A 13,085-nucleotide genomic window follows, 5' to 3' on the forward strand; every position below is an offset into this window, starting at 1 on the left:
GCGATATTTCTGGACATGTCCAATTCACGCATCATTTTGATCCTTTTGGTAGCCTTCGCCGCTCATGTGGCGAGGGCTGCCGGAGAGGATTCGGTCCATCTGGATTCCCTGTACCTCAAAGGTGCACGGGGAATGGTGCCCTGCAACGATGGGTCATTCGTCGGAGGATACATCAACTGTCCGACGTTTCCACCGGGGTACTATGAATCCGACCATTGTGATCGTCCTGTACTGACCCGGTCATGGGACGGAGGCAAGACTTGGGTTGTCGAGGATGTTGGTGCCCCGACCTATGCGTACTCCGGCATCGTTCGTCTGCGCGGAGGGGTGTTGCTCACCGCACATAACAGTTGGCTCTACGGTTTTCTGACAAGTACTGATAATGGGAGAACATGGCAAGCAACCTTCGATACGACTCAAGCGACGCCAGTATTGAGTGTAGGAGAAGTCATCGGGATGCTCTTCCGTGACCACAGGGGCCTACTCTACTGGAAGCTGGGTGGAGAACTCCACGTGAGCCTTGACAACGGCAAAACATTCATCTGGCTGCGATACTCCGACCTGCGGGAAGGATACTATGTCCTGCCAACTGATGGTTTGCTGGTTACGCATACCGTCGGATCGGGAAGCTCACCCGGTTCGATCCAGATGAGCTTCAACCATGGGCGGTCGTGGTCCCAGACACTGAAAGGGTATGACCAAGGAACGTTTGGCAAAGAAGACTCGATGAGTACCCTCACCGGATGCGTTATCATTCGTGACACCGTTGCTGTGGACGATCGGTTCGGCTATTATCCAGACGGTGGACACAATTACCAACCAATCCCGAGAACAATGTACTGGCATAGGAAGGAACATGTATGGACTTCCGGTAGGTTCCTTCAAAGTTTCGGCATCAATGGGATCATGGATAGTACGGAATGTTGGTTTACTGGTGCGTTCGCGACTCTAGCACTTGGCCCTGAGGATACCGTTCAACGGGCGGTAAGCAGGGATATTCCTGTCGACTCTATCCCTCCTGAAGGCGATACGATGATCTACACACGTGGAAGATTGTACGATCACTTCTATGACTTAGATGGCAATATTCACCCACATGGCTCAAATGTCTATGTGCCTCGTCGTGCTCCGAGACCGGTCTCACGACTCGATCGGCTCTATACCTGCACAGGCGTCGAGTACGTCGTCGGTGGCCACCATCTCGATACCGTGATACTGGACCCGTCACGTTCCGTGAACGCGAGGCTCTCGTATACCATCACACCCAACAAACGTCTTTCGACCATCGTCATCGAAGCTGTCGACACGACACGCCCCATGCACTTTACCATGATGGTCGACGACAGCATTACAGGACGTCAGTGGTTCTCGGACTCAGTGATGACCGTCACCAAGCCGGTGGTCGCACTGGGGCGGTTCTATCTGGATACGATACTCACGTGTACCTATCCTGAGGGCCCGTTCATGTGGTACTACAACGATACCCTGATGCCCCATAGGATTGTGGGTGCGAATGCTGACAGCGTGATCTTCAAACCCAAGCCGGGTAAGTACAAGGTCATGGCGAAGTCGCCCTTCGGATGCGACGTCTGGTCGAACGAAGTGAGCATTACCACGACAGCGATCGAGGAGAGCGGTGACAGTGAGAACGGAAGGTACTCTGCCTATCCAGATAACGATGGAAACATCCACGTCCGATGGACTGGATTCGGACCTACTCCTTCGTCCATCACGGTCTTCGACATCCTCGGAAGGCGACTGGAGGCTGACGTGAGGATTTCTGGGAACGAGGCAGTGGTGGACTGCGAAGATCATCAGAAGATGGTACTCATCATGATTTCCACAGGGAAAGCTGTACACGTTCTACGGGTGCTGCGACCGCAATAGTAGAACAGGGCGTTATGATGGCCTGTAAGCTTCGCAGAGGCTGTGGAAGTCTATGGCCTCTGGAGTGGAGGTGTCTACGTCGCCAGAATCCGTTCAGAAGCGGTTGTAGGGGGCATGGTGAGGATGTCGGGGGGCTTCACGATCGTGAAGTAGTGCCCGGTTATTGAAGTAGTGACTGCGGTTATTGTTGAATCAGAGGGTTCGATACGAACGTGTCGGACCCTCTCTTCAGAGTGGAGCAATCATGGAACTAGCGGTTCTTCTCGGTGCTGGAGCTTCTCTACCTCAGATGCCTTCGACACGTTGCATAACCAAAGAGTTGATCGATGCGTTTGATTCTTGGGTTGGCGACTCGGCCGCGAATCGTCCATTTAGAAAGGCAACGGAGCAACCCGTTAGTTACACCCACGATCATCACTCACGAGGGTCTCTTGCAGAACTGAAACGGCTGTTCGAGGCTGTAGTTTTGCTAAGCACCGATCCGATGACATTCGAGGAAGTATACTCCATCGCGGACCAGATTCGACAGCACATAGATCATGAGTATGATAACAATGCACTGGAACCTACGGTCTACCATCTGTGCAGGCGTTTGGGAACAGATTGGAAGCCTTTGGATAGACTGGAACTCAAAAGTAAGTGCAGAGAACTTTTGGACCTTATCAACTGCGTCGTGAAAACAGGGGTCGGCGGGTCAGCGTGGTATACGGCACCTGATGGTTTCCCTGCTCACAATCTTCAAGTGGTTCTTGACTTGCTCAAACAAGAGATTGTGACCCGATTACATCTGTTGACGACCAACTTCGACGTGCTCGTTGAAGAAGCACTCAAAGAACAAGCTATAGTCTACTACGATGGGTTTGGATGTACTCCTGAATTTGGTGGTCAGGTTGTTCGGTGGGAGGCAGATGAGCACAAGTTTTTGACGAGCGGAGCAGTATCTCTTTACAAGCTTCACGGCTCTGAGAACTGGTCGTGGGTATACGGCAATGAACCGTTCCCACTCTTCCTAGGGAAAATCGTTGGACGGATCACAGCTTACCCAAATCTTGACGGGGTAGGAGGTATTCATCGACTTCGTGACGATAACAACCTTCTTCTGTCCGGAAAGACAAACAAACTTCTGGCTTACAATCAAGGTTGGGCATTGGATTTAGCTGAAGCTGCTAACCGAGGAATGCGCATGTGCCAACACCTCATCGTTGCTGGATACGGATTCAGTGATGAAGGGATCAACTTCCGGCTCATACACTGGATGAGTAGATGCGAGAACAGAATGCTAGTGATCGATCCATGCTTCACAAATACTTTGAATGTAGCGAAAGGGGCCATTCAATCACGACTCACAGAATGGAAGCAAGAGGGTCGAATGGTGGCTATTGAAGATCCATTAGGCGAAGTCACTGACGCAGCATTGTCAGAATGGCTCTTCGACTAGCCAATATTCTCGAATACCGGAAAAGGTATCTCGGGTACACTCTACTGAACCATAGAAGGAATTGCAATTGATGAGGTACTTGAGGATGTACACTCACGCCGTCGAATAATCCACAAGGACCGAAACCACTCCTCGACCATGACGCACAGAACAAAGACGACCGGAACTATCCACATCAGAGACCTCCATCGTTGTACATGTAACAACACATCTTGAAACGACGGAAGTCCGTTGAATCGTCCGCAACCCCCATCTTCCGTAGGATGGCGATGAGTTCCTTCAGGGTGACTCTGGGTCGGTGATCCGTCTGGAGTTCGACCACATCCCGGACAAACGTCCGGAGACCTCGAAGGTACTCGTATGCCTGTGGATAATCATCGATGTCATTGAGGCGGACAAAAGCCTTCACGGCTTCGAGGATCATGGCTTCTTTACCTTGAAGCCATCCGCGGACGCGAGTTATTGGGTGTCTGTACATGTAGGTAAGACACTACATTCTCCCGCAAGGAGCTATGTTCCGTTGCATAGTGTTTGTGGACGATGATGACCCTAGGAGGATAGAGACATGTGGCCAAAACCACTGACGGATGTCACGTCGGAAGACATCCAAGCATTGATACAGGACCGTGCACCCGAGTCCCGGCACTTGGAATTCAAGCGTCAACCACCCAATTCTTCAGACACGGAGATGACTCGGTTCCTTCTGACCGTTGCCGCCTTCGCGAATGCTGGCGGTGGCTATCTCGTTTACGGAATTAATGCGGAGGCGGATGGGGCTGACCAGGGTGGAACGGCGTCAGAAGTTGTGCCGATCGCCGAAAACATTGACGCCCTGATTCGAAGGCTCGAAGGAAGTATGCTTACAAGGATACATCCAAGGGTTTACGCGGGCCTCCGTGGGGTTCCTGCTCATGAGGTATTCAGCAGCTCCGATGATGGAACGGGCAATGGAGACGGTACAGGAAGCGGGAAAGGCTCAGGTCCCGGGCGTAGTAACGCAGACGGTACAGGTTTCGGAGTCGGAGTGGATGAACCCGTAGGACATGTACTCGTCGTACGGATACCACCTAGTACGCAGACGCCACATGCAGTTCAGACCAATGATGGTTTCAAGTTTCCTGTACGTGTATCCGCAGGGAGGCAGAACATGGACATGCACGAGATTCGCAGGGCAATAGTGAATTCGGAAAGTGCTGTTGATCGGATAAGAAAATTCACACAGGAGCGGTATGAGATGCTGCGACCAACATTCGTAGACGGTACTACTGTTCTTCACTTACTACCCATGAATCCTGAGCTAGGATCGGACATCATTTCTTCCTTTTCAGAAGATGGATTACAGAAGTTTACTCCTCTGTGGATGACGGGTGGTTGGCATACCCGATACAACCTTGATGGCTATCTCAACGCCTCCTATATTGATGGTAATGAGGACGGTTCGAGCTATTCATCTACTCAGGTATTCCGCGACGGTAGGATCGAGGCTGTTACCCATCACTGGGGGTTGGATAATCTCCTCCGCCATGAAAGATTGGTTGAGCAAATTCTCCGAGCAGTACCCCGGTATATGGAGATGATCGAATCAAAAGTGAATCCCTATCCTCTTGTTGTCTCTCTGTCATTGAACCTCCATCCGGAGACTGTTCTGTCAACAGAAGTACGGCGACCGAAGAAAGTTCGGCAGAATGATCTCCACATACCACACATCGTTCTTCAGCAGAAGCCGGAGTCATGGCCGAAGGCTTTTCGTCCGATTTTCGATCTCCTTTGGAACGCTTTCGGCCTTGATCGCTGCTGGTACTATGATGAAGCGGGAAACTTCGATCTACGGAACGGTCGGCGTTGAGCACTTCAGTGGAAGCAACTAGAGCATGGTTTCTAGGACCTTCAAGAGAAGCCGGGGACGACAACCTGTCCTATACTCCACAACGTCCTCCACATACACCCGAAGAGTACGCAGGAACGTCCGCCAGTCTGGGTAGTGATCTGGATTGTGGATTTCGTAGAATTCCCGGACGGCCGAGCGCACGAGTAGCTCTCGGTAGGACGACCATCCGGGAAGACGAGTAATTGGGTGATGAGGACTCCACATGGAAGTAAGACGTTCTACGCTGCCTTCCGCCACTGCCCGGATAGCGTGAACATAGGGTCCCGGAAGGACGAGGATTCATCACGTTCCTTTCCGAACGCATAGAGCACTTCAATGTCCGGGATGCTGGTGTACGTCCTGAGTTGTGCCAGATTCTTGTGGCCGGTGATCTTCATGATGATCTCGTCTGGAATTCCTCTTGCACGACATATACTCACGAGCGTTCGCCTTCCTGTGTGCGATGCCATAACGTCGCAGAGACGATGTCTGTGCTGAACAGTTCTATCACCGCGATACTGTCGGACAACTACTTCCGAAGTTAGGCCCGCAGATTCAGCCGCCTCCTTCACATAGTTGTTGAAATTTTGATTCGCGATCTCGATGCTTTTCAGACCTGCGGGGTATTTGGCAAGAAGTTCTCGTGTTGCGGGGAAGAGTGGAATAGTGACGCTGCCGCGATCCTTCATGGTTTCGATGTGAATAGCATCGTCGGTAATGACTGCTTCATCAATGTGCCAGAAGTTCTCGAATCGGAGAGCTGTCAAACACATCAGTACGAACGCATCTCGCACACGTTCAAGTCTTCCTTCCGTTGGTAAGAACCGATGGTTGTAGAACTTGCTCAGGATCTCCTCTGGAAGAGCTGTCAAAGGATACTTCGTGTAGCTGAAGCCGAGAGGTTTGGTGCTCACAGGAGTAATGTACTTCTGTTCTCCAGCCCACTTGAGTACTTGACGAAGCCGTTTTGTGACGTTGTCGATAGAACTTCCCGCATCATCCTTGTCGTGAATCAAATACCTGAACCAACTCTTCGAGAATTTGGGGAGCTCTTCCTCGATCCTATCGATGGTGAATCCAAACGGGTAGTAACGATCCAAGAACAACTCCAGATTGTACGCTAAGGTCTGGTAGTTCTTGTAGTGGCTCTCCATCTCCGCGAGTTTGCGACCATCATTGGAAACGTAGTTCCTCATGAACTCGCCAAGTAGCCCACCGAATTTGTATGTGTCTTCCTTGTCCTTGTGGCGGACGAAGAGAGGCAGTTTCCCGTGATGTAAGATATTCGTTTTTCCATCGATGAGTGAGATGACATCCTTCTCGCTGAGTAGAGCATCTACTGTCCTTCCGACGCGGTTGGATTCTGCGGCCATGTAAGCGTTGCGGATGCGGTCCACGATCGTGTTCAATCGTGACCGGACAGCTTCGCGGTTCCTGTACGTACCCCTGATGTCGTTCTTGCCATTGTCCCAATATTCCACGGGCATAATGATCCCTGTGGCGTGCCTGACACGGCCGTCCGGATTCTTGCTCGTCACCCATCTACGGCAGGTAGCGTAGCACCTGAAAGAGCCGTTCTGTGAGCCCTTCTTCGTTTTGAAGGGGAAAGTGATGTGGATCGTATCGTCTCCCGATCCTACGTGGAATCGTTGATTCTTGACCTTGGGCATATGTGTCCAGTGATAGGTGTGCCAAACGGGGTGCCAAACCCGACCACTGTAAGACGCCATCTCTGTAAAAAACCGAAGACGATTCTGTGAAGTGTATGTCCACAACCCGCATGGAATGGTAAGTGCGGGTAAAAACAGCAAAGCCCCGTCAAATGACGAGGCTCTGGATGGTACACCGTACGGGATTTGAACCCGTGCTGCCGCCTTGAAAGGGCGGTGTCCTAACCCCTAGACGAACGGTGCATAAAAGAGCATCAAAGATACGGCTTTTTTTAATGCGCTCGTGTATTCCTTGTGGGACAACCCGGAATTAAATGGCAGATTAATTGGATAATAAATACGATTTTAGCAGAACGAAGCAAAAAACGGGTACTGGCAGCACTCTTTTGGTTTTTTTTGTAAACATCAAACAAATATGAAGCTTATTGGACTTACCGGTGGGATTGGTACCGGAAAATCATCGGTAGCCCAGGTGTTCAGGAGCCTGGGTTGGGAGGTGTTGAGTTCCGACTCAACGGCTAAGACTGTTACCGGGTCAAACCCGGGGGTACGTAGTGCAATTGCGGCATTGCTGGGCGAAGACGTCCTAACGTCAGATGGACTGAATAGCCGACTGGTTGCTGAACGGGTATTTGGTTCTGACGCCGAGAGTAGTACGCGTCTGAGAGAACTTGAAAAAATCATACATCCGCACGTACTTGAGTATCACATGAAACAAATACACGAGTTGGATGAAAGGGGCTCAGGCACAGTGGTTGTGGATAGTGCGCTGATTTACGAGGTGGGTCTGGAAGATGGTTTTGACTATGTAGTTGTGGTAAACGCCTCAGTACAGGAATGCATTCGCCGGGTGATGCAGCGCTCCGGACTAACCGAAGAGCAGGTGAGGCAACGAATTAAACAGCAAATGCCGATGAAGGAAAAGTGTATGCGGGCCGACTTCGTTATTGAGAACAGCGGGACGCTGGACGAGCTGGAAGCCGCTGCAAAAAAACTGGCAGTGATTATTCAGGCCCTTCCTGACAGGCAGTGATCAAACAGCAATAACCTAAGCCAATGTACCGGTACGAGTCTGATGTACTCACTTAAATCAATCTCTGTTCGTCTTCACTGCTTCACATCTAATTCATTAGTTTCGCACTAACAAGTTTTACGTTTTACAAAGGTTTAGCCGTATGGCACATCCAGTCCATCTTACCGACGCTGATTTTAATAGCACCATTAATGCAGGTAACGTTGTTTTAGTTGATTTCTGGGCCGCCTGGTGTGGTCCGTGCAGAGCTATTGCACCAATAATTGACGATCTCGCCGGCGAATATGAAGGTCGTGCCACAATTGCAAAGGTCGATGTTGACAATAATCCCAAGGTGGCAATGGAGTATGGCATCCGCAGTATTCCAACCCTGCTCGTATTTAAGGGCGGTCGCGTGGTTGATACCATCGTGGGCGCTGTTCCCAAAAACTTTATAACCGATAAGCTGAATGCTCAACTGAGCTGATGCCCCAGCCCCTTTCAATAACTTGGATTTTAACATGACTCGGCCAACGCTGTTGCCAGGTAACGAGTTGAGCGAACATCTAAAAGACATTCCAATGTGGCGCCTTGAAGGCGCCACTATTGTTCGTGAGATGCCGGCATCCGACTTTGCCGCTGCAATGGGCCTTGTTAACGCTGTAGCCCTGCTGGCCGAAAAGGCAGATCATCATCCGGATATACTGTTGTACGGATGGAATAAGGTTCGGATTACACTGAGCACGCATGATCAGGGCGGGATTACAATGGCTGATATACGGCTTGCAAAAGCAATCGACGCATTGAAATTTAACATCGTTTAATATCGACAACTTCTAAGCATTTACATTACATTGGAGTATGGTTATGTCAGTTATCGAAGCAATCAGTGCGCGAGAGATTCTTGATTCACGTGGCAATCCTACTGTAGAGGTAGATGTGTTTTTGGAGGACGGCTCGTTTGGGCGTGCTGCAGTTCCGTCGGGCGCCAGCACAGGTGAGCACGAAGCCATAGAGCTACGCGACGGCGATGCCGGGCGCTATGGAGGAAAAGGCACTCTTGCTGCGGTTGAAAACGTAGAGTCGCAGATCGCCGATATCCTGATAGGAATGGATGCCACCGATCAGCGTCAAATAGATAGAGTGCTCATTGACCTGGATGGAACCGAAACCAAGAGCAAGCTGGGCGCAAACGCTATGCTTGGCGTTTCTCTGGCAGTTGCCCGGGCGGCAGCCGATTTTCACGGTCTGCCACTTTATGCTTACCTGGGGGGTGCCAAGGCGAACCTACTCCCAACACCAATGATGAATATCTTGAATGGCGGTGCACATGCTGATAATAATGTTGATATTCAGGAATTCATGATTATGCCAATTGGTGCGGATACGTTCTCACATGCACTTCAGATGGGGACAGAGGTATATCACGCACTCAAAGGCGTACTCAAAAAAGAGGGCCTCTCCACAGGTATTGGCGATGAGGGCGGATTTGCTCCTTCGCTGAAGAGTAATGAAGAAGCGCTCGACAAGATAATGCAGGCTATCGAAGCAGCCGGCTACAAACCGAACGATGATATTGTACTTGCGCTTGATATTGCTGCCAGCGAGATGTGGCGGAACGGTACATACGAGTTGTATAAAAGCTCTAAACAAAGGAAGACGGCGGCTGAACTTACTGAGTGGTATGCCGGGCTGGCTGCAAAATACCCGATTGTCTCCATCGAAGATGGTCTGGGCGAAGAAGACTGGACAGGCTGGAAAGTACTTACCGATAAGATCGGTGATGAAATTCAAATTGTTGGTGATGATCTGTTTGTCACAAATTCCGAATATTTGGAACGAGGCATTGCCGAGGGCGTGGCAAACAGTATTCTGGTGAAAGTAAACCAGATTGGTACACTTACCGAAACAATTAATACGGTAAACCTGGCACAACGCTATGGCTACAGCACCATCATTAGCCATCGGTCCGGCGAGACCGAAGACTCCTTTATTGCCGATTTGGCCGTTGCACTGAGTTCCGGACAAATTAAAACAGGGGCTCCATGCCGCAGTGATAGGGTAGCAAAGTATAACCAGCTCCTCCGAATTGAAGAATTGCTGGGTGCCGATGCAGAGTTTGCCGGCGATGCCACCCTGGCCTGAGGCCTGCTTATAATTCAAGAAGTGTATTTTGCAGTTCCGGTGTTGCTGTGCAGCACCGGCAACGTTTTTATCCTGCTTGGGAGATAGTATGGCAATTTCATTTGGTACCGACGGATGGCGGGGCTTAATAGCTCGTGACTTCACATTTGATAACGTGGAACTGGTTGCCCATGCAACAGCCCGGTACGTTAGAACTCTTCAACGCGAGGGCGCAAGCGTTGTTATCGGCTACGATACCCGCTTCCTTTCCCGCCAGTTTGCCGAAACAGCGGCATGCGTTATCGCCGGGTATGGGATTACGGTACACTTGTCAAATGCAATAAGCTCAACTCCACAGGTGAGCTTTCACACAAAGGCTAAAAAGGCTCAACTTGGAATTGTTATCACGGCTAGCCATAATCCGCCTGAATACAGTGGTTTTAAGCTAAAAGCAGGCTTTGGCGGCCCTGCAATCCCAGAACAAATTGCACGGGTTGAAAAAGAACTGGCTGCCCTTGATGGCAAAGCCCCTAAGATGAAGGTACCTGCATACGATGCGGCTGTAGATGCCAAGATCATACGGCTGTTCGATGCGGCTGATGCATACGCCAAGTATCTGTTTAAAAAGATCGATATCGAGGCAATTAAAAAAAGTGGACTCAAAATAGTTTACGATCCAATGCACGGTGCCGGTATTAATTTTATGCACAAAATTCTACCGGATGTATTCGAAATTCACGGCTGGCATAATCCAGGCTTCGGCGAAGTAGATCACCCGGAACCGATTGCCGAATGTTTGCAACCTCTGATGCGGACAGTTAAAAACAAGAAAGCCGATGTAGGCCTTGCTACTGATGGTGATGCCGACAGGCTGGGATTGGTTGACGGTAACGGTAATTATGTAGATCCGCACCGGGTGTTTATGCTAATAATGGACTATCTGTACACCGATAAAAAGAAGCGGGGCGCAGTCGTAAAAACTGTATCTCTCACTTCGATGGTGAATAGATTTTGTGAGCGCCACCATCTTGATTTGATCGAAACACCAGTAGGGTTTAAACATGTTGCCAAGCTCATGAATGAGCGTAAGGTCTTAATCGGTGGTGAAGAAAGCGGCGGCCTGGGTACCATTATGCATATACCCGAGCGCGACGGTATTTTTAATGGCCTGCTCATCCTGGAGATGCTGGCAAAGCGAAAAAAAACGCTGAAGGAACTGTGTGACGAACTGGATACCGCGTTTGGACCTCATCGCTATCGACGCCGCGATGTTCGGGTTACGGAGGCTCATAAAAAGGCTGTTTTGAATGCCTGTTCAAAACGTCCGTTGAAAATTGGTCGCTATAATGTTCTTCAGATTGATGATCGTGATGGTTATAAGTTTACGGTTGACGGAGGAGCGTGGCTACTTATTCGTGCTTCTGGAACAGAGCCGCTCCTACGGTTTTATGCTGAGGCATCATCGCTGGCCAAGGTAGATGAGTTACTAACCGAAGGACTGCAAATGGGCGTATCATAGGCTGCGTAGCATTATGCCACTACACCTTACAACAACGTTACTCAATGGTGTTCTTGTATTTCGTACCGATGTATTTACAGATGATCGGGGCTTCTTTACCGAATTGTTTCGAAGTATAGAACTTAGTGAGTTACATATCCCTGTACTTTTTGCCCAGGAAAATCTGTCCACAAGCAAAAAGCATGTTATTCGCGGTCTACACACCCAGCCAAACCAGGGGAAATTATTGTCAGTGGTAAGGGGCTCCGTCTTCCTTGTCGAGCTGGATGTGCGTCCGGAATCCGATACATTTGGTAAGTGGGCTTCCGTTACACTTGATGCTGACAAGCCTCATATTGTGTGGATCCCGCCGGGGTTTGCTAATGGCTTCTGCGCACTGCATGAGGGTACGGTTGTTTGCTATAAATGCACTGCCGGGTATGACCCCAATACAGAAGTTGCCATCAACCCGTTAGATCCGCAACTGAACATACCATGGCCGGCACAAAACCCTATTCTGAGCACAAAAGATGCTACAGCCCCTTTGTTCTCAGAAATTACGTTTTAACAACAAAACGGGTTGAGAGAACTTCGTTGCAGAGTTTGTATTGTTGGCGCAGCTCGTCGAATGTTTTCCTGTCGGGTTGTTCGCTGTATCTACCAAAAAAGTATTCGGCTTCTGCTTGTACAGTACGAAGTCGTGAAATGTTGGTTCCAACACACCCGGCACCCACGGGTTGAACGATTCGGCCGACAGGAGGTATGGTTGCAGTGCCGTGTTGATTCCATTCGGAGTAAGCTTTAACCAACGCACTGGCGGCACCAAGCTTTGCCTGGATACTGTAGCCGGCAATATGCGGTGTACAATACCGCACACTTTCAACAACCGACATGGGTAGGTCGGGTTCAGTTTGGAAAACATCAAGAACTGCACGAATTCTCTGATTCCTGCATAGTGTAGCAAGTGCATCATCATCAACAATCCCGCCACGTGCCGTATTGATCAGCAGTGATCCCGGTTTCATACTCCGGAGCAATCTGTCAGAAAGCATACCAGCGGTTGGATATGCAGTGTCATGGGTGAAGGGAACATGCAGCGTAAGTACGTCTGCAGCTTCCACTATATCGGTCAGCGTACCAGCGCTTTCACCATACAACGGCGGATCGTAAATACGTATGCGATATCCAAGCTCCCTAAGCGCTGCTTCTACACGTACACCCACGTTGCCATGACCAACAAGGCAGACAAGGCTACCCGGATCAGGAGCAAGTATGGAAATCCATGCCAATGTGTACTCAGCAACAGCCCATGCATTGGATGCCGGGGCGTGAGCGAAACCAATGCCATTACGAGCGAGGTAATCAACATCAATATGATCGATACCTGCAGTAGCCGAGCCTACGAATTTGACGTTCGTTCCGGCCAACAGATCTTTATTAACGCGGGTCGTTGACCTTACAAAAAGAGCAGTAGCACCGCAGTCCAAAATATCAGCACGCGCCAGGGTTCGTCCATGGAACCGTCTCAGTGTCTCCAACGGGAAATCCACGTTGGTTGAAAGTGGGATTAGTTCATCAGCAAGAATCAT

General features: G+C 50.0%; 12 protein-coding genes and 1 tRNA gene. 9 read left to right on the forward strand and 4 right to left on the reverse strand.

The window, feature by feature from the left end:
• Positions 1-36: 36 nt before the first annotated feature.
• The gene (locus HRU79_06140; protein QOJ26250.1) at positions 37-1,887 is read left to right on the forward strand and encodes an exo-alpha-sialidase; all 1,851 of its coding nucleotides are present in this window, start codon (positions 37-39) and stop codon (positions 1,885-1,887) included.
• A 244-nt stretch (positions 1,888-2,131) separates the two neighbouring features.
• Positions 2,132-3,325 carry an SIR2 family protein gene (locus HRU79_06145; protein ID QOJ26251.1) on the forward strand — a complete coding sequence of 398 codons (1,194 nt, stop codon included), beginning with the start codon at positions 2,132-2,134 and terminating at the stop codon, positions 3,323-3,325.
• A gap of 175 nt (positions 3,326-3,500) precedes the next feature.
• Here HRU79_06145 and HRU79_06150 read toward each other — a convergent pair whose 3' ends face one another.
• Positions 3,501-3,749, reverse strand: a complete 249-nt coding sequence (locus tag HRU79_06150; protein QOJ26252.1) for a hypothetical protein — start codon at positions 3,747-3,749, stop codon at positions 3,501-3,503.
• A 141-nt stretch (positions 3,750-3,890) separates the two neighbouring features.
• Between HRU79_06150 and HRU79_06155 the strand changes: the two genes are divergently transcribed.
• The gene (locus tag HRU79_06155) at positions 3,891-5,171 is read left to right on the forward strand and encodes an ATP-binding protein (GenBank protein QOJ26253.1); all 1,281 of its coding nucleotides are present in this window, start codon (positions 3,891-3,893) and stop codon (positions 5,169-5,171) included.
• A 260-nt stretch (positions 5,172-5,431) separates the two neighbouring features.
• On the opposite strand, the gene HRU79_06160 is transcribed toward HRU79_06155, so the two are convergent.
• Together HRU79_06160 and HRU79_06165 are read right to left on the reverse strand one after the other, a co-directional pair.
• The gene (locus HRU79_06160) at positions 5,432-6,862 is read right to left on the reverse strand and encodes a hypothetical protein (protein QOJ26254.1); all 1,431 of its coding nucleotides are present in this window, start codon (positions 6,860-6,862) and stop codon (positions 5,432-5,434) included.
• A gap of 168 nt (positions 6,863-7,030) precedes the next feature.
• Positions 7,031-7,105 (reverse strand) — tRNA-Glu (locus HRU79_06165).
• Between the two features lie 172 nt (positions 7,106-7,277).
• On the opposite strand from HRU79_06165, the gene HRU79_06170 reads away from it, so the two are divergent.
• The 6 genes from HRU79_06170 to rfbC all read left to right on the forward strand — a co-directional run bounded on the left by HRU79_06170 (position 7,278) and on the right by rfbC (position 12,064).
• Positions 7,278-7,895 (forward strand): dephospho-CoA kinase, encoded by a 618-nt coding sequence (locus HRU79_06170; GenBank protein QOJ26255.1) that lies wholly within the window; start codon positions 7,278-7,280, stop codon positions 7,893-7,895.
• 142 nt (positions 7,896-8,037) lie between these two features.
• Positions 8,038-8,361: a thioredoxin gene (gene trxA, locus HRU79_06175; GenBank protein QOJ26256.1), complete on the forward strand. Its 324-nt coding sequence runs from the start codon at positions 8,038-8,040 to the stop codon at positions 8,359-8,361.
• A 34-nt stretch (positions 8,362-8,395) separates the two neighbouring features.
• Positions 8,396-8,698, forward strand: coding sequence for a 4a-hydroxytetrahydrobiopterin dehydratase (locus tag HRU79_06180; protein QOJ26257.1), 303 nt, complete (start codon positions 8,396-8,398; stop codon positions 8,696-8,698).
• Between the two features lie 43 nt (positions 8,699-8,741).
• Positions 8,742-10,019, forward strand: coding sequence for a phosphopyruvate hydratase (gene eno / locus HRU79_06185; protein ID QOJ26258.1), 1,278 nt, complete (start codon positions 8,742-8,744; stop codon positions 10,017-10,019).
• Between the two features lie 88 nt (positions 10,020-10,107).
• Positions 10,108-11,517 carry a phosphoglucomutase/phosphomannomutase family protein gene (locus HRU79_06190; protein ID QOJ26259.1) on the forward strand — a complete coding sequence of 470 codons (1,410 nt, stop codon included), beginning with the start codon at positions 10,108-10,110 and terminating at the stop codon, positions 11,515-11,517.
• Between the two features lie 13 nt (positions 11,518-11,530).
• The gene (gene rfbC / locus HRU79_06195) at positions 11,531-12,064 is read left to right on the forward strand and encodes a dTDP-4-dehydrorhamnose 3,5-epimerase (GenBank protein QOJ26260.1); all 534 of its coding nucleotides are present in this window, start codon (positions 11,531-11,533) and stop codon (positions 12,062-12,064) included.
• On the opposite strand, the gene HRU79_06200 is transcribed toward rfbC, so the two are convergent.
• Positions 12,054-13,085, reverse strand: a complete 1,032-nt coding sequence (locus HRU79_06200) for a 4-phosphoerythronate dehydrogenase (GenBank protein QOJ26261.1) — start codon at positions 13,083-13,085, stop codon at positions 12,054-12,056. The genes rfbC and HRU79_06200 overlap by 11 nt on opposite strands.

It is taken from the genome of Ignavibacteria bacterium (assembly GCA_015709655.1).
GTDB lineage: Bacteria > Bacteroidota > Ignavibacteria > Kapaibacteriales > Kapaibacteriaceae > OLB6.

Excerpts from the sequence above, each read along its gene's own strand:
- eno (QOJ26258.1), top strand. The coding sequence starts at position 8,742 with ATGTCAGTTATCGAAGCAATCAGTGCGCGAGAGATTCTTGATTCACGT.
- HRU79_06145 (QOJ26251.1), top strand. The coding sequence starts at position 2,132 with ATGGAACTAGCGGTTCTTCTCGGTGCTGGAGCTTCTCTACCTCAGATG.
- HRU79_06155 (QOJ26253.1), top strand. The coding sequence starts at position 3,891 with ATGTGGCCAAAACCACTGACGGATGTCACGTCGGAAGACATCCAAGCA.
- HRU79_06150 (QOJ26252.1), bottom strand. The coding sequence starts at position 3,749 with ATGATCCTCGAAGCCGTGAAGGCTTTTGTCCGCCTCAATGACATCGAT.
- rfbC (QOJ26260.1), top strand. The coding sequence starts at position 11,531 with ATGCCACTACACCTTACAACAACGTTACTCAATGGTGTTCTTGTATTT.
- HRU79_06160 (QOJ26254.1), bottom strand. The coding sequence starts at position 6,862 with ATGCCCAAGGTCAAGAATCAACGATTCCACGTAGGATCGGGAGACGAT.
- trxA (QOJ26256.1), top strand. The coding sequence starts at position 8,038 with ATGGCACATCCAGTCCATCTTACCGACGCTGATTTTAATAGCACCATT.
- HRU79_06180 (QOJ26257.1), top strand. The coding sequence starts at position 8,396 with ATGACTCGGCCAACGCTGTTGCCAGGTAACGAGTTGAGCGAACATCTA.
- HRU79_06170 (QOJ26255.1), top strand. The coding sequence starts at position 7,278 with ATGAAGCTTATTGGACTTACCGGTGGGATTGGTACCGGAAAATCATCG.
- HRU79_06200 (QOJ26261.1), bottom strand. The coding sequence starts at position 13,085 with ATGATTCTTGCTGATGAACTAATCCCACTTTCAACCAACGTGGATTTC.
- HRU79_06190 (QOJ26259.1), top strand. The coding sequence starts at position 10,108 with ATGGCAATTTCATTTGGTACCGACGGATGGCGGGGCTTAATAGCTCGT.